Genomic DNA, 22487 nt, shown 5'->3' on the forward strand with positions numbered 1-22487 from the left:
CGACTTATACCCTGGCTCGGTTCGCGTAGATGACTGCTGTTATCAGGGAGAATAGCGCTCCGAGAGCCACCGTGACACCGATGCCCCGCAAGGCCGGAACTTCGGAGGTGGCGAGTATGGCGAAGACGCTGAACGAGGTCGCGCCGCACAAGACGTTGGCGCGCAGGGTTCGGGCTCGGGACTCGTCATCCTCGGTGTTTCGATCGAAGAAGAGAGCGTAGTCCAGCCCGACGCCGAGCACCAGCAGCATGGAGAGCAGGTGGAAGAGCGACAGCGAGATGCCGGTCAGCACCAGGGTACAGGTGGTGAGCGTGACGGCAATGCAGACCGGAAGCAGCACCCGGACCACGCCGAGGGTTGATCTCTGACCGAGAACCAGGACCCCGATGGCGACGAGGAAGCCGAGACCGAGCCAGAGAAAAGCTTCCTCGCGATAGTCCGCCACCAGAGCCTCCGATCCCGCCTTCAGATCGAGAAGCGCGAGGTCTCCGCGGCTCTGCGCCGTCACGAATTCGGCGAGATCGGCAGGGTCGCGCACCCCGGTCGGGACGATCATCGCGACCCAGGTTCCGCCCTGGCGAAAAATCAGCGGATCGACCCGCCAACCCAGGCCGGCGGCCCGATAATCCTCCAGAGTTAGCGTGGGCGCCGCGGACGCTCGCGCGACGTCTTCGATGAAGGGCTCAAAGAGATTCTCGCGAAACGGCAGGCCCTGGGTCGCCTCCTGCAACGCGGAACGAAGCTCCGGGACCGCAGGCAAGGCTTCGCGGCGCTGCGCCTGGCTGGCCGAACTGGGCAGGTAGCGCGCCAGAAGGTCGAAGCCCAAGAGCCGGCCCTGGTCGCGCAAACGATCGAGGGCCGGCATCATCGCCTCCGAGCGGCGCAGGAGCGCTTCCTGCGACCCGCCCCGCAGAACCATCAGAAAGCGCACGTCGGCGGCGCCGATCTCCCGCCGGAGATCCCGGTCGAGAGTCCGCAGGGCCGCAGCCGCCGGGCTGAGGTTGCGCAAATCGCTCTCCCAAATGCTCTGATCGCGCACCCAGACGAGGCAGACTCCCAAGACGGCGACAAGGGCGAGCGGAATGCGCAAGCGCGACAATCCGGGAGAAGCGGCGATCATCCGGCGCCACGAAGGCCCCGGGCCGGGCATGGGATCCCCGGGCAGGACCGAGGGCAGGAGAAAGCGCGTAACCAGCGCCGCAACCGGCAGTCCAACCACAGCGAAGAGTCCGATCTGACCGAGCCCGGGGAAGCTGGAAAGGGAGAACGGTAGGAAGGCCGCCATCGTGGTGAGAACGCCCAATCGCAGGGTGCGCCAGACCCGGACCGGTGAACCCGCAACGCCGCTGTGGCTGACGACGTGAATCGGGTAGTCGACCGCCACGCCAATCAGGGTCGCGCCGAAAGCCATGGCGATGCCGTGGATTTCGCCGAAGGCGAACTGCACGGCAAGTGCGCCGGCGCAGACCCCGAAGCCGAGCGGCAGGACCAGGACCGCGACCACCGTGGGAGAACGGAATGCCAGGAACAAGAGCGCCATAACCAGAGCTATGGAAAGGCTGGAGAGGTCGTGCATGTCCTGCTTGATGGTTTCCCTGGCGGCCGCGGCGAAGACGCTCGGCCCGGAAAGAATGAGATCGAGCGTCCCGGCCGCGTTGATCTTCGCGAAGGCGTTCCTGATTAGGCCCAAGATGGCCTCTTGTTGGTCCAGGTCGAAGCCCTCGCCCTTCGACCAGAGCAGAAGGAAGGCCCGGCGCCCGTCTTCCGAGAGCCAGACGCCGGCACTGCGCCCCTGTCCTACGCCCGCGGTCCAGTAGCCTGCCACTTGCTGCACGCGGCCCGTCGGGTCGCTCGGCAGGTAGCGCTTCGCCAGTGGCCCATAGGCCGTAGCCAAGGTAGAGAGGGTCGACTGCAGCCCGGCGCGCAGAGTCTCGACCGTGAAGTCGCCGGGTTCGATCGCCGGATTGAGGAGATAGCGGTGCTCGTGAAGAAATGCGAGTTCACGCTGGTGGGATTTGAACTGGCCGTTCGCGACAAGGTGAAAGACGCCGCTCTGCCTCAAGGCCGCCGCCAGATCTCCGCTCGCTTGCGCCAGGGCCTCGCCCGGGGGGCCGTCGATGGCAACAAGGATCAGGCCCGACGAGGGTCCGCGCTGCAATCTCTCGGCCAGAAGCGAGACATCGGGGGAGGGGTTGCGCGGGACCACGAAGCTGAGATCGCTGCGCAATTCGGCGACGTTGAAGACCAGCGCGGCGCTGGCGGCAAGCAGGGCGAAGAGGCACCCGAGCCTGAAGACCCGCACCAAATTCATAGGCGGCTACGAATGGTGATCACGGAGCGGTCGCCGTTAGCCTCCACGATTTCGATGCTTCGGATCTCATTGGACCGGCCTTCGATCGTGACCCCGTCGACGGCTTGGCGCAGATCATTGGAATCCGGGATCAAGCGCAGGGCCCAGGCCTGCTCGGAGCCCGTCAACTGAGTTTTGAAGGTCTCGTTCAGCATGGGCAGGTCGCCGGTCAGCGTCGCTCGCAAAGCCAGGATCAGTGCATTCAGGACCGGCTGCTCCGAGAGCAGGACGCGGACCGGCGGATCGACTTTGTTCATCTGGATCGTAACCAGATTGCCTTCGATGATCGCCTGCTCGAGCCGTGGGCTGGTGACCCGCCGGACCAGTTGACCCTGCTGCGTGTAGGAGAGCGTGCCTTCGAGCCGCAAAGGCTCGGTCAGGTACTGCAGATATCGTTCCTCGGCGAAGCGGTAAGTGCCGGGGCCGGCTTCCGAGACCAACTCGGCCAGGCGGGTGAGATTCCAGTCGGCCGCCCGGCCGGCATCAGGCACGCAGCAGAGCAAGAGAACAAACAGCACCCCCTTGCACTGCGGCCAGAGGGCGCCAAGCGGCGGCCGCCCGCCCCATCCTTGATGGCTAGCGGTCATCCTTGGCGAGGTCCCAGAAGTCGTAGAAGTTCGACCAATTGTAGGGTGCCAGCCGGCAGTAATGCTCAAGGCGCGACGCATAGTGATCAATGACGCGCTGGAGGTCATCCTCCTGATGCCGCGGATCGATCACGACCTGATCGGCGAAAAGCTCGAGATGAACTTTGTAGCGGCGCTCCCCCGTATAGAGGCCGCAGAAGATGATCACCGGCACCTTGAGCATGGCCGCGAGCAGCATGGGCCCGGCAGGCAGATATGCGGGCTTGCCCAGCAATTGGGTACGAACCAGCTTGTCGCCCTTGGTGCTGCGGTCCCCGAGAAGCCCGATCAGCCCCCCGCTCTCAACGTGCTGCTTGACGGCCAGCATGGTCTCCGGACGACCCAGGGGTATGATGTCGCTCGCCAGCTCCGGGTTCAGCGACCGCACGAGCGACATGACCATTGGCGAGTTGTCGGGATACATCAATACCTTGATTCTCAAATTCCGGGACGGCGGCGCGACAGCCCGCAAGGCCTCGAAGCTGCCGATATGGGCGCCCAGCAAAAGGCACCCCCGTCCCTTTTCGTACTGCGTGTCGAAGACTTCCTTGCCCTCCAGCACGAGATCGAAACCATCGACGCGACCCGTGAGGAAATAGACGCGGTCCAGCGTCATGCGGCAGAACGTCAGATAGTGCCGATAGACCTGGCGCAGGGATGCCGGACGTCCTGTCGCCAGTGCCAGATACTTCCGCGAGGCGCGCCGCGTAGCGCCGGAAAAGACCAGGAAGTAGGCGGCGATCGGATAGAGCAACAGGCGGCCCAGGGTCTCACTGGCGCTGAGATTGAGCCAAATAAACAAGCGGGTCACGAAATCGACGCCGCGCTCGGGCCGTTCCTGCCAGGCGGACTTGGTCACAGCCTTAAACGCATTCCCCGGTCTCGAGCAGGGCTACCATCACAACCGCCCCTGCCGCTTCACAGGTGACCTCTATAGCGCCATCGCCGCGCCGCGCCAATCGAAGCCTGCAGGCTATGCCTGGCTCCAGCGGTGCCCGGAACTTGGCGGAGAGCAGGCGGCCGATCCGCAGACCGGACGAACGCTCGGCGAAATCCAGCACATGGTCCAACAGAACCGCACCGGGGACGAGGGGCCGGCCGGGAAAGTGCCCCGCCAGGGCGGGATGATCTGCCGGGATCACCAGGCCTTCTTCCGCCGGCTCCATCAGGCGGCCCCCGCGACCCTTGCCGCGAGGTCGACCAGGGCGGCCTGTGTCAGCTTGCCGTTGTCGTTCCTGGGCAGTCCCGGCACCCGATAGATCCGGCGCGGCACGAAGACCGGGTCGAGCGCCTTTCTGAGCGCCTCTCGAATGTCCTTGGACCTGGCCTCCGGCGCGACGACGAACGCGATCAGGCGCGCCGGCCGCGCCGCTTCCCCTTCGTCCTCCAGGTAGAAGGTGCCGTCCACCACGCCATCGATCGCGTTGAGCACGGCGTTGAGGCCTGCCAGTGAGGTCCGCTTTCCGGCCACGTTGACGTTGTCGGATGTCCGCCTGCGCAACAGGAAGCGGTTGGGAGCCAGGAGATCGACCATGTCGTTGAGGGGTACCGGCGCGGGAAACTGCGCCCCATGGACTCGGCAGATCCCAGCATCTTCGCGGAATGTCAGCCCGTCGCAGGCCAGCCAGGCGGTCTCTTCGACAGTCCGGCGGGTCGCCACGGTCCCGGCTTCAGAGAACCCGAAGATCTCATGGATCCGCGTGTCGAATCGCTGCTCGAATTGCGCCGCCATCTCACGGCTGAGCGGCGCCGTCGCCGAGATCGTCATGTGCAGGGGCGGCAGGCGGACTTCGCTGGCGAGCAAGGCCCGCATATGGATCGGAGTCGTGACCAGGATGCGTGGGCCCGGGACTTCATCGAGGGCACGCGCAACGTCGGCCGGGTAGAAGGGACGCCCCGCATGGACCGCGATCGTGCTCCACAAGGGCAGGGCGATCGAGGTTTCCAGACCGTACATATGCTGCGACGGCACCGTGGCGACCACCGTGCCGCCGCCGAGCTCGAAGCGGTCGACCAGCGCACGGGCGACGAAGCGCAGCATGCCCAGGGACTTGAGGTGCGGCTGGGGCTTGCCGGTACTGCCCGAGGTGAAGACCATGAGACTACCGCGCCGCGCGTCGGCATGGAGCAGTTCGGCAAGCGGACCGCCTTGGCCGAGGCTCGGCGTCACATCCAGGGGCTCGAACGGATGATCGCCCCACGCGGCATCGCCGATCGCGTAGAGCCCGGGCAACGCCCGCTCGAGCTCATCGGCGAAACGGCGCGACCGGTCGTTCGGCAGAACGACCGTTTGTCCCCGCAGGATGGCCGCCAGGGTCCCGGCCAGGAAACCGTGACGCCGATCGCAGAGGTTCAGGACGTAAGGCCGCTCGGGCAGGGCTCCCGCGAGACAGGAGGCGTCCGCGAAGAGCCTGCCCTGGGAAACCGCGCGCCCCCGGTCCCAGAACACCGTACGCTCCGGGTCCCGGGAGGCGGAAAGGGCTATCGATCCTAAGCGGTCCAAGGCTCTCTGCTAGGCATCGGCAATCCAGGCGGAGGGGCGTAGTGCCGCGCGCAAGGTCAGGAGCGGAGAAAGCGGGGTCCGCCCGCCGAAGCGTCGCGCCCGATAGCCGTGCTCTCCGAGAAAAATAAGCAGAACCAGAAAAGGCACTCCGAAGTTGACCGACCAGGACCAGGTCGCCAGATCCGCCCAGAGGGCCAGGATGATCGAAGCGAGGAAAGTCAGCGCGAAGAAGGCGGCCCAGACCCAGGTAAGGCCGCGCATATAGGCGCCAAACTCGGGCGAGAGCTCGCCGACTTCGAGCCGGCCCATCTTCTGGATCAACGCCTCCCGGCCGGGCAGTAGCGTGCGGGCGAAAACCATCAACATAAGGCCATTGGCGAGGATCGGCGGCAGAAACACAACCTTTCCGACGGCGGTCACGCCCAGGGAGAGGCCGAACAGCAAAGCCGCGACGGCGACGCCGACGACCAGCCAGGCGGCCACGGCGCGGCGGCCGGACCCGACCATCCGGGCTAGGACCCCGTTCAGGAAGCAGACGGCGCAGAGCACGGCGATGCTCGTCGGCGCCAGGTCGGTCAAAGCCACGCCATGGATCGCTAAGACGAAGAGCAACCCGGGCGCGGCGCGGGCAAGCACGCGGCGAAACGGGATCGAGGCCGTGAGAGGGTCTGTCTCGGAGTGCCGGGTTCGCTCTGTCATGCCCGCCGCGACCAAGCGCTACTTCGCCCTGTTGCTCTCGACATGCGCGGTCAGGTTGCGCAGGGTCGCGAAGATCTTCTTGTTCTCTTCGTCCTCGGCTTTCAGTTCGAAGCCGTACTTGCGTGAGATCTCCAGCGCCAGTTCCAGGGCATCGATGGAATCGAGGCCGAGACCCTCATAGAAGAGCGGGTCTTCCGGCGCAATATCTTGCGGCGAAACCTCCAGATTGAGGGCCTCGACGATGAGGGCCGCGACCTCCTGTTCCATAGCCGTCAGGCTAGACAAACTTGATCTCCGTAAACGCGCTCACTCACTGCACCAAATCAATCAGCTTCCTGAAATTAAACAGGTTTTCCCACGGCGGAAAGCCCTAAGCTGCATGCAATCGCAACCAGCTCAGAGTGCCGAGCAGGCGTTGCGCGCTGTTGTTATGCCAAAAAAGTTAGCGGAGTAAAAATCTAATCGTGCTGCCCTTGCGCGGGGGCGATTCCCGCTTGAGAGCGTTCCGCGCGTTGGCTACTAATTTGGGCTGAGGTCTCTCTCGCGCGGGGCCTTCGGTGGCTCGAAACCGGCTGGAGCTGAGGGCGTGACCATTACAGACGCGCAAACGGAACACCGTGGCAACGGGCCTTTACCGGCGGCGTCCTCGTCCTGCGATGTGCTGGTGATCGGCGGCGGGCCGGCCGGCTCGACAGCGGCCGCGCTGCTCGCCGAGAAGGGCTGGTCGGTGACGGTCCTGGAAAAGGATCGCCATCCCCGGTTCCATATCGGCGAGTCCCTGGTACCGATGAACCTGCCGATTCTGCGCCGCCTGGGGGTGATCGACGAGATCGAGGCCCAGGCCATGTTCAAGCCCGGAGTCGAGTTCTGTGGCCGCCACCACACCGGTCCCGGTACCACCTTCTACTTCGACCGCGCGGGTGACGGCATGGATTCATATGCCTATCAGGTGCGCCGCTCCGACTTCGACGAGATCCTGCTGCGCAACTGCGTGGCGCAGGGCGCTGAGGTGGTCGAAGGCGTCAAGGTGACGTCGGTCGAGTTCGGCGAAGACGAGAGCTCCCTGGTGCGGACCCGCGACGAGTCCGGCGTCGATCGTGAGTGGCGCGCTCGCTTTCTGGTCGACGCGTCCGGCCGAAACGCCTTCCTGTCCACCCGGCTCGGCCTGAAGAGGAAGAACCCGCAGCACAATTCGGCCGCAGTGTTCGGGCATTTCGAGAACGTGGAGCGCAGGACCGGACGGGACGAGGGCAACATCAGCCTCTATTGGTTCGACCACGGCTGGATCTGGATGATACCGCTGCGCGACGGCGCGATGAGCGTGGGCGCGGTCTGCTGGCCCGACTATCTGAAGCAGCGCAAGGGCAGCGTCGAGGAGTTTCTCTGGGAGACGATTCAGCTCTGCCCCGGCGTGCACGAGCGCATGAACAACGCGAGGCTCCTGGGCGAGGCCACCGCGACCGGCAACTATTCTTACGAGTCCGAGCGCATGTGGGGCCCGGGCTACGTTCTGCTGGGTGACGCTTTCGCCTTTCTCGACCCGGTCTTCTCGACCGGCGTCTACCTGGCCATGAATTCTGCCGAGAAGGGCAGCGCGGCCGTGGACGCCTGCCTGCGCAGCGGAAAGACCGAAGAGGCGCCGCTCGCTGCCCTCGAAACCGAGGTCAGGCGTGGTCTGCGTCGCCTGTCGTGGTTCGTCTATCGCTTCACCACGCCGGCGATCCACGACATGTTCCTGTCGCCACGCAACGAGTTCGGCATGGTACGGGCGGTCATCGCGATGCTCGCGGGCCGGGTCTTCGGCCCACGCATCGACGTCCTGCCGCTTTTCATGTTCAAGGCCTCCTACTACCTGACCGTGGCACTGAACTGGAGCCGGTCCCGCGCACTGTCCCGGCGAAGGCGGGACAACCTTCGCCTGACGGTGCCGGACAACACGGGTCCCGGCCGGGTCGAGACCTGAACCAGCGGCAGCCGGACCGGAGCCGGCTTGGAGCCGCCGGCCCCTGCCCCTCCTTTACCCCTTGACATAGAGCGCCTCCGCGCCCTCACGATGGCTGATCGACGAGGGCCAAGGACGAGGCTTTGAAGCAGGTCGGGCAGTTTCCGCGGCGGGTCAGGGAGATCGAGAACGCCTGGATTCCCATGCCGGACGGCTGCCGGCTGGCGGCGCGGATCTGGCTGCCGGCCGACGCCGAGCACGACCCGGTGCCCGGCATCCTTGAGTACATCCCCTATCGCAAGCGCGACGGCACGGCCGACCGCGACGAGCTGACTCACCCCTACTTCGCCGGCCACGGCTACGCTTGCGTCCGGGTCGACATGCGCGGCAACGGCGAGTCCGACGGGCTGATGTGGGACGAGTACCTCGAACAGGAGCAGGACGACGCCCTCGAGGTGATCGCCTGGATCGCGGCCCAGCCCTGGTGCAGCGGCGCCGTTGGCATGATCGGCATCTCCTGGGGCGGGTTCAACGGGCTCCAGGTCGCCGCGCGCCGACCGCCTGGCTTGAAGGCCGTCGTCACGCTCTGCTCGACCGACGACCGCTACGCCGACGATATCCACTATAAGGGCGGCTGCCTCCTCAACGAGAACCTGGGCTGGGCCTCGACCATGTTCTCCTACTCGTCGCGTCCGCCCGACCCGGCCCTGGTCGGCCCTTCGTGGCGAGAGGTCTGGCTGGAGCGCCTGGAGAAACAGCCGCTCCTGGTGGCCAACTGGCTGCGGCATCAACGGCGCGACGACTTCTGGAAGCACGGCTCGGTCTGTGAGGACTTCCAGGCGATCGAGGCCGCGGTCTTCGCCGTCGGCGGCTGGGGCGACGCCTACTCCAACGCCGTCCCGCGGCTGCTGACCGGCCTCCGGGCGCCCCGGCTCGGCCTGACCGGGCCCTGGGTCCACAAGTACCCGCACTTCGCCGTGCCGGCGCCGGCGATCGGCTTCTTGCAGGAGTGCCTGCGCTGGTGGGATCACTGGCTGAAGGGCGCGGCAACGGGCATCATGGACGAGCCGCTCTACCGCGCCTACCTCCAGGAGAGCCTGCCGCCAAGGACCTTCTACCGGGAGCGGCCCGGGCGCTGGATCGCCGAAACCGAGTGGCCTTCGCCGCGCATCGAGACGCGGCGCCTGCATCCGGCCCGCGACGGCCTGCGGGACGAGGCGCCCGCCGAGGCCGCCATCACCCTGGCCTCGCCCCAGACGACCGGCCTGGCGGGCGGCGAGTTCTGCGCGATCTGGCTCGGCCCCGAGGCGCCCGGCGACCAGCGCTTCGACGACGCCGGCTCGCTGGTGTTTGACACCGACCCCCTCGAGGCGCGCGTGGAGATATTCGGCGCGCCCCGGCTCTCGCTCGAGCTCAGCGCCGATCGGCCCTGCGCCTTCGTGGTCGCGCGGCTGTGCGACGTCGCGCCGGACGGGGCCTCGAGCCGGATCTCCTATGGCGCCCTCAACCTGACCCACCGGGAGGGCCACGAGCGCCCGGCGGCGCTGGTGCCCGGGGAACGCCTGCGCGTGGTGCTGCAGCTCGATGACATCGCCCACGCGTTCCCGCCGGGACACCGCATCCGCCTGGCGCTCTCGACCTGCTACTGGCCGCTGTTCTGGCCCTCGCCCGAGGCCGCGACCCTGACGCTGTTCGCCGGAGCCTCGGCGCTCGACCTGCCGGTCCGGCCGGCGCGGGACGAGTCGCTGCGGCCCTTCAGCGAGCCCGAGGGCGCACCGCCGCGGGCCCGCGAGACCCTCCGGGAGCCGTCCAACAGCCGCGTGGTCGAGCAGGACCAGGCGACCGGCGAGACCTGGGTCAGGATCAACGACGACTTCGGCCGCTACCGCGACAAGACGCACGGGCTGGCGACCGGCAGCATCGCCCGCGAGTGCTTCCGTATCCTGCCCGACGACCCGCTGAGCGCGCGGGCCGAGACCCACTGGACCCAGACCCTCGACCGGGAAGCCTGGTCGGTGCGCACCGAGACCCGCACGACCATGACGGCGGACAAGAATCACTTCTTCGTCGCCGCCCGGCTCGAAGCCTACGAGAACGACACCCTGGTCCTCAGCCGGGACTGGGACGAGAAGATCCCCCGCGACTTCGTTTGAGGTGGAGCCATGCGCGTTGCCATCGCCGGATTTCAGCACGAGACCAATACCTTCGGGCCCAAGAAGGCGGCCTTCGCCGACTTCGTGAAGGCGGACGCCTGGCCGCCCCTGCTGCGCGGCCCGGAGGTGATCGAGAAGATGGTCGGCATGAACCTGCCCGCGGTCGGCTTCACCGAGGCGGCAATGAGTGCGGGCGTCGAGCTCGCGCCGCTGCTCTGGTGCTCCGCCGAACCCTCGGCGCACGTGACCGAAGACGCCTTCGAGCGGATCGCCGCCATGATCTGCGAGGGCCTGCTGGACAGCGTGCCGGTCGACGCGGTCTACCTCGACCTGCACGGCGCCATGGTGACCGAACACCTGCAGGACGGCGAGGGGGAGATCCTGCGCCGGGTGCGGGACATCGTGGGCCGCGACCTGCCGGTGATCGTCAGCCTCGACCTGCACGCCAACGTCACGGTCAGCATGGTCCGCCATGCGACCGCGCTGGTGATCTTCCGGACCTATCCGCATATCGACATGGCGGCGACCGGCGCGCGGGCCTTCGAGAAGCTGTCGCTCGCGCTCGACGGTCGGCTTGGCGCCTCGGCCTTCCGCAAGGTGCCCTATCTCGTGCCGCTGACCAGCCAGTACACCGGGGCAGAACCGGCCCGCTCGCTCTACGGGCGGCTTCCGGAGCTCGCCGGCGACGGGGTCGCCACGGTCGACTTCGCCTTTGGTTTCCCGGCGGCCGACATCGCCGAGTGCGGCCCAGCCGTGGTGGCTTACGGGGAAGACCAGGGCGCGGTGGACGCCGCCGCCGAGGCCATGATGGAGGCCCTGACGGAAGCCGAGGCCCGCTTCGAGAACGATCTCCTGGAGCCGCGCGAGGGCGCGCGCCGGGCCATGGCGGCACCGCGCGGCCGGGGCCCGGTAGTGCTCGCCGACGCGCAGGACAATCCCGGCGCCGGCGCCAGCTCCGACACGGTGGGCATGATCGAGGCGCTCATTGCCGAGAAGGCCCGGGGCGCCGTGGTCGGGGTGGTCGACGATCCGGAGGTCGCCGCCCAGGCCCACGCCGCCGGCGAGGGCGCGGAGATCGAGGCGGCGCTCGGCGGCAAGTCCGGCCAGGACGGCCAGGCCCCGCTCGAGGCCACCTTCCGGGTGGAGAAGCTGACCGACGGCCGCTTCGAGTGCACCGGCGAGATGTACCGCGGCGCCCACGCCGCGCTCGGCCCCATGGCGCTGCTGAGGGTCGTGGAGGAGGGCTGCGACATCCGCATCCTGGTCGGCAGCGAGCGGTTCCAGTGCCTCGACCAGGCCGTGTTCCGCCATCTCGGCGTAGAGCCCCAAGAGCAGGCCCTGCTGGTGGTCAAGAGCTCGGTGCACTTCCGCGCCGATTTCGAGCCGATCGCCAGCCAGGTCCTGGTCGTCGAGGCGCCGGGCGCCCATCCCTGCCGCCTGGAGGGCCTCGACTACCAGCGCCTGCGTCCCGGCGTCCGCCTCGGGCCCTGCGGGCCGGAATTCCAGCCCTAGAGCAGATCCGAGTTTGATGGAATCGCCACGGGCGATCCATCAACCCGTTAAATCTGCTCTAAACCTAAGATGTAGAGCGGATCCTGGCGCTCAGGACTCGCCGGCCAGCGCCTGCAGCTCCCGGTGCAGCCCCGCCGGCAGGGCGAGCCCCTCCCGTTCGGCCCGGGCCCGGGCCTCGAGCCGGCGGCTGCCGGGCAGGCGCACGCCGTCCTGGGCGAGCATTGCGGCGAGCAGGGTCTCCAGGCGTTCGGCGAAGCCGCCTCCTGAGAAGGCGGCGGGATCGAAGGCCAGCAGGAACTGGCCGACCCCGGGCGGCGGTCCCTCGGCGGAGAAGAATGACGAGGCCTCGAAGCCCAGGTTCGCGCCGGTAAGCGCCGCCGCCAGGACCTCGACCATGACGGCCAGCGCCGCGCCCTTGGCCTCGCCCAGGGGCACCATGGTGCCCGCCATGGCCGCCTCGGCGTCGGTCGTCGGCCGGCCTTCTGCATCGAGCGCCCAGCCCTCGGGGATCGGCTTGCCTTCCTTGGCCGCCACCATGATCTTACCGCGCGCGACCTTGCTCATGCTGAGATCGATGACCAGCGGCGCGGCGCCGGTCCTGGGCGCGGCGAAGGCGATGGGATTGGTGCCGAAGATGCCGTCACGGCCGCCCCAGGGCGCGATCGCCTTGGGCGAATTGCCGAACACGAGCCCGATCAGGCCCTTCCCGGCCAGCGCCTCGACGTGATAGCCGGCCTGGCCGAAATGGTGCGAGCGGGTGACCGCCGCCGCGGCGACCGCCGAGCGCGGGGCGAGCGCGCCGAGCTCCTCGATCGCCAACTCGAGGGCGGGATAGGCGAAGCCGTGGCCGGCGTCGATCCGCAGGCCCGCCGCGCCGACCCGCGCGCAGGTCGGCACCGCACCGCCGTCGACCTTGCCCGAGGCCGCCTGAGCGGCATAGGACGGCAGGCGCGAGGCGCCGTGGCCCTTCTTGCCGTCGATCTCGGCAGCGACCAGGGCGCGCGTCACGGCCGCGGCATTGGCCGCCGAGACGCCGTGGCGGGTCAGAATCCGGACGCCCAGGTCCTCCAGCGCCGGGACCGAGAGCCGGACCTCGGTCACGGTTTCGGCTCCAGCACCGCCCGGACCTTGTCGGCGACCAGGCGCGCGACCCGCGCGTTCGACTCTTCGGTCAGTCCGGCAATATGCGGGGTTAGCAGCAGGTTCGGCACCGCCGCGAAGCGGCCCCCGGTCTCGCCATCGAGCGGCTCGGCCTCGAAGACGTCGAGGGCCGCGGCCGCGAGCCGTCCGGCCCGGAGCGCCGAGACCAGGGCCGCCTCGTCGACGATCCCACCGCGCGCCGTGTTGATCAGCACGGCCGAGGGCTTCATCCGCTCGATCTGGGCGGCCCCGATCAATCCACGGGTCGCCGCGGTCAGCGGGACGTGAAGCGATACCGCGTCGCTGCGCGCGAGCAGCGTCTCGAGGGACGCCGCCTCCGCCAGGGACCATGCCGGATCCCCAGGCGCCAGCTGCGGGTCGCAAGCGAGCACCGTCATGCCCAGGGCTCTGGCGCGCCGGGCGACCTCCTGGCCGATTGCGCCGAAGCCGACCAATCCGAGGGCCTTGCCGGCCGCCTCGCGGCCGACCGAGGCTTCCCGAGGCCAGTCGCCGGCGACCACCGCCGGCGTCGCCCCGAAAGCGCCGCGCAGCAGCAGCAGGGCGGCGGCGATCACATACTCGGCGACGGCCGCGGCGTTCGCCCCGGTCGCCGGGCAGACCGCGATGCCCCGCGCCGCACAGGCCGCCACGTCGATGTTGTCGAGGCCGACGCCGAGGCGGCCGACCGCCTCCAGCCGGGGCGCGGCCGACAGCAGCGCGGCGTCGACCTGCGTCCGGTTGCGCACGATCAACGCCCGGGCCGGACCGGCCGCCTCCTTCAGCGCCGCCCGGCTCGTCGCCAGTTTCGGGTCGTAGTGCAGCGAGAAATCGCTGGCCAGGGTATCGACGGCGGCGCGGTCCATGAACTCGGTGATCACGATCTCGGGCACGGCGCACCCCGCCCGGCCGGGCCGATCCCGGTCTTCACGAATCCTTGCCTTGAACTTTTGCGGGAAGTTTGCACGTCTGATCTGCGTCCGTTTTCGTAAGACCGGAGCAAAAGGGAGTCTACGAAATGACAACAGCACTTCGTCTGTTAGCGACGGTCCTGGTCACCCTCGGCCTGTCGGCCCAAGTAGCTCTGGCAGCGGGCGCCGGCAACAGCTATTCGGCACCCAGCAAGAGCCAAGCCTATCTCGACGCGGCGAAGCTGGTCAAAAGCGAAAAGTACGCCGAGGCCATCCCTCTGCTGAACAAGGCGGTCGAGGAGAACCCCAAGGACGCGGACGCCTTCAACCTGCTCGGCTTCAGCCACCGCAAGCTCGGCGACTTCGACCGCGCGATGGTCAACTATGAGACCGCCTTGAAGCTCGACCCCAACCACGTGGGCGCCAACGAGTACATGGGCGAGCTCCATCTTCAGATGGGCGACGTGGAGAAGGCCGAGGAGCGCCTCGCCACGCTCAACTGGGCCTGCCTCTTCGGCTGCGAGGAGTACACCGAGCTGAAACAGGCGATCGCCGAATACAAGGCGAAGAACGGCCAGTGACCGTGGCGCGGGCGCCGAGCCGCGGCGCCCGCCGCACTATCGAGAACCCGCCACCGCAGGACGGAATTCGGCAAGCCGAAGGCTCGCGAAGCCGCCAAGCTGCCGCCCAGACGCGCGGTCGTTGAGACGTTTACCGTGGGAGGCCGGCACCTGCCAGGCCCGACGGCCGCGAAGACGACGCGGCATTCGAGCCCGGGAGGGGAGCCCATGGACCTGACGTTCGGCGCCGAGGCCGAGGCCTTTCGAGAGCAAGTCCGGAGCTTCATCCGGACCAACCTGCCGGATGCCACCCGCCGTCAGGTCGCAGAGGAGCGCATGGACCTCCCGGCCGAGGACCAGCGGCTCTGGCACCGCAAGCTCTACGAGCAAGGCTGGGCCTGCCCTTCCTGGCCGGTCGAGCACGGCGGCACCGGCTGGACCGACCAGCAGCAGTACATCTTCGAGCGGGAGATCGCCCTGGCCGATGCGCCGCGGTTCCTGATCTACGGCGTCCAGATGCTCGGCCCGACGATCATCGCCTACGGCACCGAGGCGCAGAAGGAGCGTTTCCTGCCCGGCATCCTGACCGGCGACGTCATGTGGTGCCAGGGCTTCTCCGAGCCCAACGCCGGCTCGGACCTGGCGGCGCTGCAGTGCCGCGCGGAGCGCGACGGCGACGACTACGTCGTCAACGGCAGCAAGATCTGGACCAGCGAGGGCCACATCTCCGACTGGATGTTCGGCGTGTTCCGAACCGATTCCTCGGGCAAGAAGCAGCACGGCATCACCTTCCTGATGCTCGCCATGAACACGCCCGGGCTGACCGTGCAGCCGATCCTGACCTTCGACGGCGGCCACGAGGTCAACCAGGTCTTCTTCGACGACGTCCGCGTGCCCGTCGGCAATCGCCTGGGCGAGGAGGACCAGGGCTGGGCGATCGCCAAGTACCTGCTGGGCCTGGAGCGCTTCGGCACCGCAGAGATCTCGCGCTCGCTGGCGAGCCTGGCCCGGCTCCGGAAGCTGGCGGCGGAAACGCCGGACGGCGCGGGCACGCTGGCCGACGACGAGGCCTTCATGAGCGAGGTGGCCGAGGCCGAGATCGATCTGCGCGCGCTCGAGATCACCGAGCAACGCTTCCTCTTCGGGCCCGGCGGGCCCGACGCGCTGGGTCCGGAGGCCTCGATGCTGAAGGTGCGCGGCACCGAGATTCAGCAACGGATCCTGGAGCTGACCCTGCAGGCGCTGGGACCCTACGGCCAGCTCCTGGTCGAGGAGGAGCCGAGCGAAGGCCGCAACGAGCCGACGCCGGTGCCCGAGGCGGCGCGCCACGCGGCCCGCGCCTACTTCAACTACCGCAAGACCTCGATCTACTCGGGCTCCAACGAGATCCAGAAGAACATCATCGCCAAGGCGGTGCTGGGGCTCTAGCCGAGGGTTCCGGGGGGAGAATCGGGGCGATGGACTTCACCTTGAGCGAGGAGCAGGAGATCTTCCGCGAGAGCATCACGCGCTTTCTCGCGGACGAATACGCCTTCGACAAACGCCAGAAGATCGTCGCCGCGGATCCGGGATTCCACGAGGCGCATTGGCAGAGCTTCGCCGAGCTCGGCTGGCTGGCGGCGGCGCTGCCCGAGGCCTACGGCGGCCTCGACGGCTCGCCGCTGGAGACCATGGTGGTCATGGAGCAGTTCGGCCGCGGCCTGCTGATGACCCCCTACTTCGCGACCGTCGTGCTCGGCGCTTCCCTGTTGGTCAAAGGCGGCAGCGAAAGCCAGAAGGAAGCGATACTACCGGCCGTCGCCGAAGGCAGGCTCAAGCTGGCCTTCGGCCACAGTGAATCCGGCGGACGCTTCGACCTGAACGATGTCGCGACCACGGCGAAGATGCAGGGCGGCGGCAGCTATGTCCTGAACGGCAAGAAGTCTGTCGTGCTCTACGGCTCCGCCGCGCACAAGATAATCGTCTCGGCCCGTACCGGGGGCGAGCGGCGGGATGCGGAAGGCATCTCGCTCTTCCTGGTCGACAAGGATGCGCCCGGTTTGACAATGATCGACTTCCAGACGCAGGACGGCGGTCGCGCTTCGGAACTCCTGCTCGAAGCCGTCGAGGTCGCGGCGGCTGACCTCGTTGGCGCCGAAGGCGCCGCTCTGCCCTTGATCGAAGAGGTGGCGGACATCGGAATTGCGGCCCTCGTGGCCGAGGCTTCCGGCATCATGTGGACGGTCTATGAGCAGACCCTCGCCTACCTCAAGACTCGGCGGCAGTTCGGCCAGGCGCTGGGCGCTTTCCAGGCGCTGCAGCACCGCATGGTCGACGTCTACATGGCCTGTCAGCTGGCCCAGTCCCTGGTCTACGAGGCCACGGCGGCGCTCGGGGAAGGCGACGCCGCGAAACGCGCCCGGGCGGCCTCGGCGGCCAAGCACCGGCTGGGGCTCCACGCCCGCGACGTGGCCCAGGAAGGCATCCAGCTGCACGGCGGGATCGGCATGACCATGGACCTGCCGATCGGTCACTACCTGAAGCGCGTTACCGCCATCAACGCGACCCTGGGCGACCCGGCGTACCACCTGAAGCGCTACCGCCGGCTGAGCGCCGCGCCATGACCGCGCCGGCCCCCGAGGCGGGCCCGCCCTCCGAGACCAACGCCCGCGAGACCCACGCCCCCGAGATCCACGCTCTCGAGCCGCTGTTCGCGCCGCGTTCGGTCGCGGTGATAGGCGCCAGCGGGCGCCAGGGCCGGCCCGGCAACCAGGCGCTCAACGCGCTCGCGGGACTGAACTTCCCCGGCCCGGTCTATCCGGTGACGCCGACCTACCAGACGATCGGCAAGCTGACCTGCTATCCCGAGGTCGCCGCTCTGCCGGAAGCCGTCGACCTCGCCATCGTGGCCGGCGCGACCGAGCGGGTCGAGGACCAGCTGACGGCGGCCATCGACAAGGGCGCCCGCGCCGCGGTGATCTTCGCCGAGGCGCTGCTGGAGGGCGACCGGGAGCCCAAGATCCTCGAGCGGATCGCGCGGGTGGCCCGGGAAGCCGCCCTGCCGCTCCTGGGGCCCAACACCATCGGCTACATCAATTTCCAGGCGGGCACGGCGGCGACCTGGTTCCCGCCGACGCACCGGGCGAGCGGGCCGATCGCGGCGATCTTCCAGTCCGGCGCGGTCTACTGCTACACCCACTCCTTCGATCCGCGCATGCGCTTCGGCCTGACCGTCCACACCGGCCAGGAAGCGGCGGTCGACGTCGCCGACGCGATGGATTACGCCCTGGCGCAGCCGGAGATCCGGGTACTCGCGGTCTACCTCGAGACCGTCGGCGATCCCGAGCGCTTCTTCGCCGTGCTGGAGAAGGCGGCGGCGCGCGACGTGCCCGTGGTCGTCCTGCGCCCGGGGCGCAGCCGGCGCGGGGCCGAACTGGTGACCAGCCACGCCGGCCGCCTGGCCGGCGGCGACGGCGCCTTCGAGGCGGTCTTCCGGCGCCACGGCGTGCTGCGCACCTTCAGCACCGACGAGCTCTTCACCACGGCGATCCTGCTCGCCCAGGAATGCCGGCCGGGCCCCGGCGGCCTCGCCGCGATCATGGACTCCGGCGGCCAGCGGGCGCTGCTGGTCGACGACGCGGAGGAGCTGGGACTCCCCTGGTCGCGGATCGGCGAGGCGACCCAAGAGAAGCTGCGCGGGCGCCTGGCCTACGGGTTGCCGCCGGTCAACCCGCTAGACGCCTGGGCCGGCCAGCCCGACTGGTTCGACATCTTCCGCGACTGCTTCACCGCCCTGGTCGAGGACCCGGACACCGCCATGGGCGTGGTCATCACCGAGTTCGGCGCGCCCGACACGGACCGGTTCCGCAGCGGCATGGCGCGGATGTGCGCCGAGGTCGCGGGCAACACCGAGAAGCCCGTGGTCGCCGCCTGCTTCACAACGCGGCATTTTCACCCTGACTCCTTCGAGACCCTGGCCGAGCAGGGCATTCCCCTGCTCGATGGCGGCCGTACGGCGCTGCGCGCGATCGCCCACGCCTTCGCCTACCGCGACTTCCGGGACCGCCCGAAGGCCCCGGCGGCCGCGCCGCCGGACGACGCAGCAGTCGCCCGCTGGCGCGCAAGGCTGGCCGACCCGGCGCCGCTGGACGAGGCCGAGGGACTCTCCCTGCTCGCCGATTTCGGCATTCCCTCGGTCGCTCACCGGGTGGCGGGGAACGAGGCGGAAGCCCTGCGGGCCGCCGAGACGATCGGCTATCCCGTGGCGGTCAAGACGGCGGAAGGCCTCGAGCACAAGACCGAGGCCGGCGGCATTCACCTCGGGCTGGCGAGCGCGGCGGCGCTCGCCGCGGCCTACCGCGATCTCGCCGCGCGCCTGGGTCCCAGGGTACTGGTCGCCAGCATGGCGCCGCCCGGCGTCGAGGTCGCGCTGGGCGTTGTGCACGACCCGGGCTTCGGCCCCCTGGTCATGGTCGGCGCCGGCGGCACGCTGGTCGAGGTCCTGGAGGACCGGGCCTTCGTCCTGGCGCCGGCGGCGGCGTCGGAGGCGCGCGAGCTCCTGGGCGGGCTGCGCCTCGCCAAGCTGCTCGCCGGAGTGCGCGGACGGCCGCCGGCCGATGTCGGGGCGCTCTCGGCGGCGGTCGAGCGGCTCTCGGTGATGGCCGCCGCCCTGGGCGAGACCCTGGCCGAGGTGGACATCAATCCGGTGATCGTCGGCGCCGAGGGCTGCCTGGCGGTCGACGCCTTGATCAAGCAGAAGAGAGGATGAGCGGGATGACGGACGACCTGGTGCTGACCGAGCGGCGCGGCAAGGTGCTGGAGATCACCATGAACCGCGCGCCGGTCAACGCGATCAACCGGGAAATGAGCCGCGCCATCTACGGCGCGCTCAACACCCTGCAGGAGGACCCGGAACTGACCACCGGCCTGATTACGGGCATCGGCGAGCGGGTCTTCTCCGCCGGCTGGGACCTCAAGGAGACCGCCGAGGGCGGCATCGACCCGGAAGGCGACTACGACCCCGTCACCGGCTACGGTCCCGGCGGCTTCGCCGGCATCACGGAGTACTGGGACCTGAAGAAGCCGGTCATCGCGGCGGTCAACGGGGCGGCGGTCGGCGGCGGCTTCGAGATCGTCATTCCCTGCGACGTCGTCGTCATGGCCGATCACGCCTACTTCGCCCTGCCCGAGATGCAGCGCGGCATCCTGGCCGACGGCGGCGCGGTGCAGCGCCTGCCGCGCATGATCCCACCCAACGTCGCGCGCGAGATGCTGCTGACCGGCCGGCCCATGGACGCCGAGGAGGCGCTGCGCTGGGGCCTGGTCCACAAGGTCGTGCCCCTCGCCGAGCTGATGGAGACGGCGCGCGAGATCGCCCGGGAGATCTCGCTCGGCGCGCCGCTCGCGCTCCAGGCGCTGAAGGAGGTGCTGACCTACTGCGAGACCCTGCCGGTGCGCGAGGCCATGGCGCTGGTGCGCCCCGGTGGCAAGAGCGGCCTGCCGCTCTATTCCAAGATCCACGAGTCCGAGGACGCGATCGAAGGCATCCGCGCCTTCGCCGAGAAGCGCGATCCCAACTGGAAGGGGCGCTAACCCACCGGGATCAATCCGAGGCGTCGGTCACCGTGGACTTGAGCACCCGGTCGCGGATTGCCTCCTCCCACTCCTCGCCCGCACCGTCGCGCCACCAGACCACCACGGGACTCTCGGCGGCGAACTCGTAGGGCTGGATGCGTTCGTTCTTGTCGTGATGCCATTCGGCGCAGAGTTCCGGATAGCTCTGGGCGAAGTTGTTGCCGGCGTTCACCCGGCCGGCGATCTCGACTGGGGCGTCGGCGCGCTGTTCGCCGTGGTACCAGACGTCGATCTTTTCCCAGTAGACGCCGATCAGGTCCTTGAGCGCCGCCATCTCGGGGTAGGGGTCCTCGTAGCACCAGAAGATGTTGTCGACTTCCTGGCCGCCGAGCATCATCGACCAGTAGGCGGCGTCGCCCTTGTAGGGGCAGTGGGTCGCGTGGTCGTTGCGCCGCGCGAGCTCCAGCCGGACGTCCTGCTTCGGAAAATAGTAGACCGGCGCGTGGCCGAGCTCGAACATGACCTGGGCACGGTTGCTGTCGACCACCGTCTCGCCGGCCAGCACCGCGCGGACCCGGAAGGGTAGCGGCACGAGTTCCATGCCGTAGTGCGGGTTCTTTGGCCAGGAGGATGGTGGGAGTTCTGCGAGGGGACGCGGCGGCATGGATCTCCTCTCCAACGGTCTGCTTGCGGGTCGGGACGCGGTGGACGAGGATCGTCCCCGCATTTTGCTCGTTGCTCGTGATGTTAGGCCATGAAACCGCTCGAAGGATACAGGGTCCTCGATTTTTCGACACTCCTGCCCGGTCCACTGGCCACCTTGCTGCTGGCCGAGGCCGGCGCCGAGGTGTTGAAGATCGAGCGGCCGGACGGCGGCGACGACCTGCGCCGCTACCAGCCCCGCTGGGGCCGGGACGGCGTCGGCTTTGCGCTGCTCAATCGCGGCAAGCAGGGCCTGGCCCTGGACCTCAAGAAACCCGACGCCGTCGCGCGATTGACGCCCCTGCTCGAGCAGGCCGATGTGCTGGTCGAGCAGTTCCGTCCGGGCGTGATGGACCGCCTCGGCCTCGGCTACAAGGCGGTCAAGGCGATCAATCCGCGTCTCGTCTACTGCTCGATCACCGGCTACGGCCAGAGCGGCCCGAAGAGCGGTCGCGCCGGGCACGACCTCAACTACATCGGCGACACAGGCCTGCTCGCGCTCGGCCCGGGCGGCACCGACGACCCGGTCATCCCGCCGGGCCTGATCGCCGACATCGCCGGCGGCTCCTACCCGGCGGTCATGAACATCCTGCTGGCCCTGCTGCGCCGCGAGAAGACCGGCGAAGGCGCCCGCCTCGACATCGCCATGTGCGACGGGCTCTTCCCCTTCATGTTCTGGGCCTACGGCGAGGGGCTCGCGACGGGCGCCTGGCCGAAGGGCGGCGCCGGGCCCTTCACCGGCGGCTCGCCACGCTACCAGCTCTATCCGACAGCCGACCGCCGACTGCTTGCCGCCGCGCCGCTCGAGGAGCGTTTCTGGAAGATCTTCTGCGCGGTGATCGGGGCGCCCGAGGACATCGACATCGCCGGCGTCCGGGCGATCATCGCGCGGCACCCGGCCGAGCGCTGGCGCGCGCGCTTCGCGGGCCGCGACTGCTGCTGCACCATCGTCGCAAGCCTCGAAGAGGCCTTGCAGGACCCGCAATTCAGGGAGCGCGGCCTGTTCGATCACCGGCTCGGGAACGAGGCGGGCGAGGAGCTTGCCGCGCTGCCCTTACCGCTCGCCGCCGCGTTCAGGGATCGGCCGGACGAGCCGCTGGCAGCGCCGGCCCTCAAGCGGGACCAGGAGGAAAGCAACCCATGATTACCACCGACGAACTGGCCTCCCGCTACGGCGAGCCGAGCGACCTGGTGAAGCGCAAGGTGCTGGCAAAGCTCGACCGGCACTGCCGCAACTTCATCGCTGCCTCTCCGTTCCTGGTGATCGCCTCGGCCGACGCCGAGGGCCGGGTCGACGCCTCGCCTCGGGGCGACGCGCCGGGCTTTGTCGCCGTGCTCGACGAGCGGACCCTGGCCTTGCCCGACCGGCCCGGCAACAAGCGCCTGGACACGCTCCGCAACCTGCTCGCCAACCCGCGGGTCGGCATGATCTTCTTCCTGCCCGGCATGAACGAGACCTTCCGGGTTAACGGCCGCGCCGAGATCTCGACGGACCCGGCTCTGCTGGCGCGCTTCGCCGTGGGCGGCAAGAAACCGCTCAGCGTGATGCTGGTCACGGTCGAGGAGGCCTTCCTGCACTGCGCCAAGGCGCTGATCCGATCCGACCTGTGGAACCCGGAGAAGCGGATCGACCGCAAGAGCTTCCCAACCCTGGGAAAAATGGTCGCCGACCAGATCGAAGGCGTCGATGCCGAGGCGGCGGACGCCGCGGTAGAGGAGTCGATCCGGGAGCGGCTCTACTAGAGCGGATCGCGGTCGAACGAGATCGCCCGATCGAAATTGTGGAGAGAACGGAAATGCGTTGGTATTGGGGTAGGGACACCTCCGTGGCTCGCCGGC

Annotated in this window: 20 protein-coding genes; 10 read left to right on the plus strand and 10 right to left on the minus strand. The window is 68.7% G+C overall.

The genetic code is table 11. From position 1 onward, the window contains the following. Positions 1-4: 4 nt before the first annotated feature. From QNJ67_05860 to QNJ67_05890, 7 genes are all read right to left on the minus strand, one after another. Positions 5-2311 carry an MMPL family transporter gene (locus tag QNJ67_05860; GenBank protein MDJ0608483.1) on the minus strand — a complete coding sequence of 769 codons (2307 nt, stop codon included), beginning with the start codon at positions 2309-2311 and terminating at the stop codon, positions 5-7. After that, positions 2308-2937, minus strand: a complete 630-nt coding sequence (locus QNJ67_05865) for a hypothetical protein (GenBank protein ID MDJ0608484.1) — start codon at positions 2935-2937, stop codon at positions 2308-2310. The genes QNJ67_05860 and QNJ67_05865 overlap by 4 nt, the downstream gene beginning before the upstream one ends. Beyond that, entirely contained in the window at positions 2927-3835 is a 909-nt protein-coding gene (locus tag QNJ67_05870; protein MDJ0608485.1) for a hypothetical protein, read from the minus strand. The genes QNJ67_05865 and QNJ67_05870 overlap by 11 nt, the downstream gene beginning before the upstream one ends. A gap of 4 nt (positions 3836-3839) precedes the next feature. Continuing rightward, the gene (locus QNJ67_05875) at positions 3840-4142 is read right to left on the minus strand and encodes a hypothetical protein (GenBank protein MDJ0608486.1); all 303 of its coding nucleotides are present in this window, start codon (positions 4140-4142) and stop codon (positions 3840-3842) included. Continuing rightward, complete coding sequence (locus QNJ67_05880; GenBank protein ID MDJ0608487.1) at positions 4142-5425, minus strand: AMP-binding protein; 1284 nt, start codon at positions 5423-5425, stop codon at positions 4142-4144. Before QNJ67_05880 ends, QNJ67_05875 begins: the two co-directional genes overlap by 1 nt. A gap of 63 nt (positions 5426-5488) precedes the next feature. Continuing rightward, positions 5489-6193: a hypothetical protein gene (locus QNJ67_05885; protein MDJ0608488.1), complete on the minus strand. Its 705-nt coding sequence runs from the start codon at positions 6191-6193 to the stop codon at positions 5489-5491. Positions 6194-6196: 3 nt separating this feature from the next. Beyond that, complete coding sequence (locus tag QNJ67_05890) at positions 6197-6463, minus strand: phosphopantetheine-binding protein (protein ID MDJ0608489.1); 267 nt, start codon at positions 6461-6463, stop codon at positions 6197-6199. 301 nt (positions 6464-6764) lie between these two features. Between QNJ67_05890 and QNJ67_05895 the strand changes: the two genes are divergently transcribed. From QNJ67_05895 to QNJ67_05905, 3 genes are all read left to right on the plus strand, one after another. Continuing rightward, a complete protein-coding gene (locus tag QNJ67_05895; GenBank protein ID MDJ0608490.1) occupies positions 6765-8141 on the plus strand; it encodes an NAD(P)/FAD-dependent oxidoreductase in 1377 nt (458 codons plus the stop codon). Between the two features lie 122 nt (positions 8142-8263). Beyond that, the gene (locus tag QNJ67_05900; GenBank protein MDJ0608491.1) at positions 8264-10273 is read left to right on the plus strand and encodes a CocE/NonD family hydrolase; all 2010 of its coding nucleotides are present in this window, start codon (positions 8264-8266) and stop codon (positions 10271-10273) included. A 9-nt stretch (positions 10274-10282) separates the two neighbouring features. Then, positions 10283-11785 (plus strand): M81 family metallopeptidase, encoded by a 1503-nt coding sequence (locus QNJ67_05905; protein MDJ0608492.1) that lies wholly within the window; start codon positions 10283-10285, stop codon positions 11783-11785. A gap of 90 nt (positions 11786-11875) precedes the next feature. On the opposite strand, the gene QNJ67_05910 is transcribed toward QNJ67_05905, so the two are convergent. Then, positions 11876-12886: an Ldh family oxidoreductase gene (locus tag QNJ67_05910; protein ID MDJ0608493.1), complete on the minus strand. Its 1011-nt coding sequence runs from the start codon at positions 12884-12886 to the stop codon at positions 11876-11878. Further along, positions 12883-13815 (minus strand): NAD(P)-dependent oxidoreductase, encoded by a 933-nt coding sequence (locus QNJ67_05915; protein MDJ0608494.1) that lies wholly within the window; start codon positions 13813-13815, stop codon positions 12883-12885. The genes QNJ67_05910 and QNJ67_05915 overlap by 4 nt, the downstream gene beginning before the upstream one ends. 125 nt (positions 13816-13940) lie before the next feature. Here QNJ67_05915 and QNJ67_05920 point away from each other — a divergent pair, with 125 nt between their 5' ends. From QNJ67_05920 to QNJ67_05940, 5 genes are all read left to right on the plus strand, one after another. Beyond that, the gene (locus QNJ67_05920; protein MDJ0608495.1) at positions 13941-14414 is read left to right on the plus strand and encodes a tetratricopeptide repeat protein; all 474 of its coding nucleotides are present in this window, start codon (positions 13941-13943) and stop codon (positions 14412-14414) included. 207 nt (positions 14415-14621) lie between these two features. Then, on the plus strand, positions 14622-15821 hold the full coding sequence (locus QNJ67_05925) for an acyl-CoA dehydrogenase family protein (protein ID MDJ0608496.1): 1200 nt from the start codon (positions 14622-14624) through the stop codon (positions 15819-15821). A gap of 29 nt (positions 15822-15850) precedes the next feature. After that, entirely contained in the window at positions 15851-16996 is a 1146-nt protein-coding gene (locus QNJ67_05930) for an acyl-CoA dehydrogenase family protein (protein MDJ0608497.1), read from the plus strand. Continuing rightward, positions 16993-19140, plus strand: a complete 2148-nt coding sequence (locus QNJ67_05935) for an acetate--CoA ligase family protein (protein ID MDJ0608498.1) — start codon at positions 16993-16995, stop codon at positions 19138-19140. The genes QNJ67_05930 and QNJ67_05935 overlap by 4 nt, the downstream gene beginning before the upstream one ends. Then, positions 19137-19964, plus strand: a complete 828-nt coding sequence (locus QNJ67_05940; GenBank protein ID MDJ0608499.1) for an enoyl-CoA hydratase-related protein — start codon at positions 19137-19139, stop codon at positions 19962-19964. The genes QNJ67_05935 and QNJ67_05940 overlap by 4 nt, the downstream gene beginning before the upstream one ends. Before the next feature lie 10 nt (positions 19965-19974). On the opposite strand, the gene QNJ67_05945 is transcribed toward QNJ67_05940, so the two are convergent. Beyond that, positions 19975-20610: a DUF427 domain-containing protein gene (locus tag QNJ67_05945; protein ID MDJ0608500.1), complete on the minus strand. Its 636-nt coding sequence runs from the start codon at positions 20608-20610 to the stop codon at positions 19975-19977. A gap of 90 nt (positions 20611-20700) precedes the next feature. Here QNJ67_05945 and QNJ67_05950 point away from each other — a divergent pair, with 90 nt between their 5' ends. Together QNJ67_05950 and QNJ67_05955 are read left to right on the plus strand one after the other, a co-directional pair. After that, on the plus strand, positions 20701-21792 hold the full coding sequence (locus QNJ67_05950) for a CaiB/BaiF CoA-transferase family protein (protein ID MDJ0608501.1): 1092 nt from the start codon (positions 20701-20703) through the stop codon (positions 21790-21792). Continuing rightward, complete coding sequence (locus QNJ67_05955) at positions 21789-22391, plus strand: pyridoxamine 5'-phosphate oxidase family protein (GenBank protein MDJ0608502.1); 603 nt, start codon at positions 21789-21791, stop codon at positions 22389-22391. The genes QNJ67_05950 and QNJ67_05955 overlap by 4 nt, the downstream gene beginning before the upstream one ends. Positions 22392-22487: the final 96 nt, after the last annotated feature.

This window comes from Kiloniellales bacterium, assembly GCA_030064845.1.
Taxonomy (GTDB): Bacteria; Pseudomonadota; Alphaproteobacteria; order Kiloniellales; family JAKSDN01; genus JASJEC01.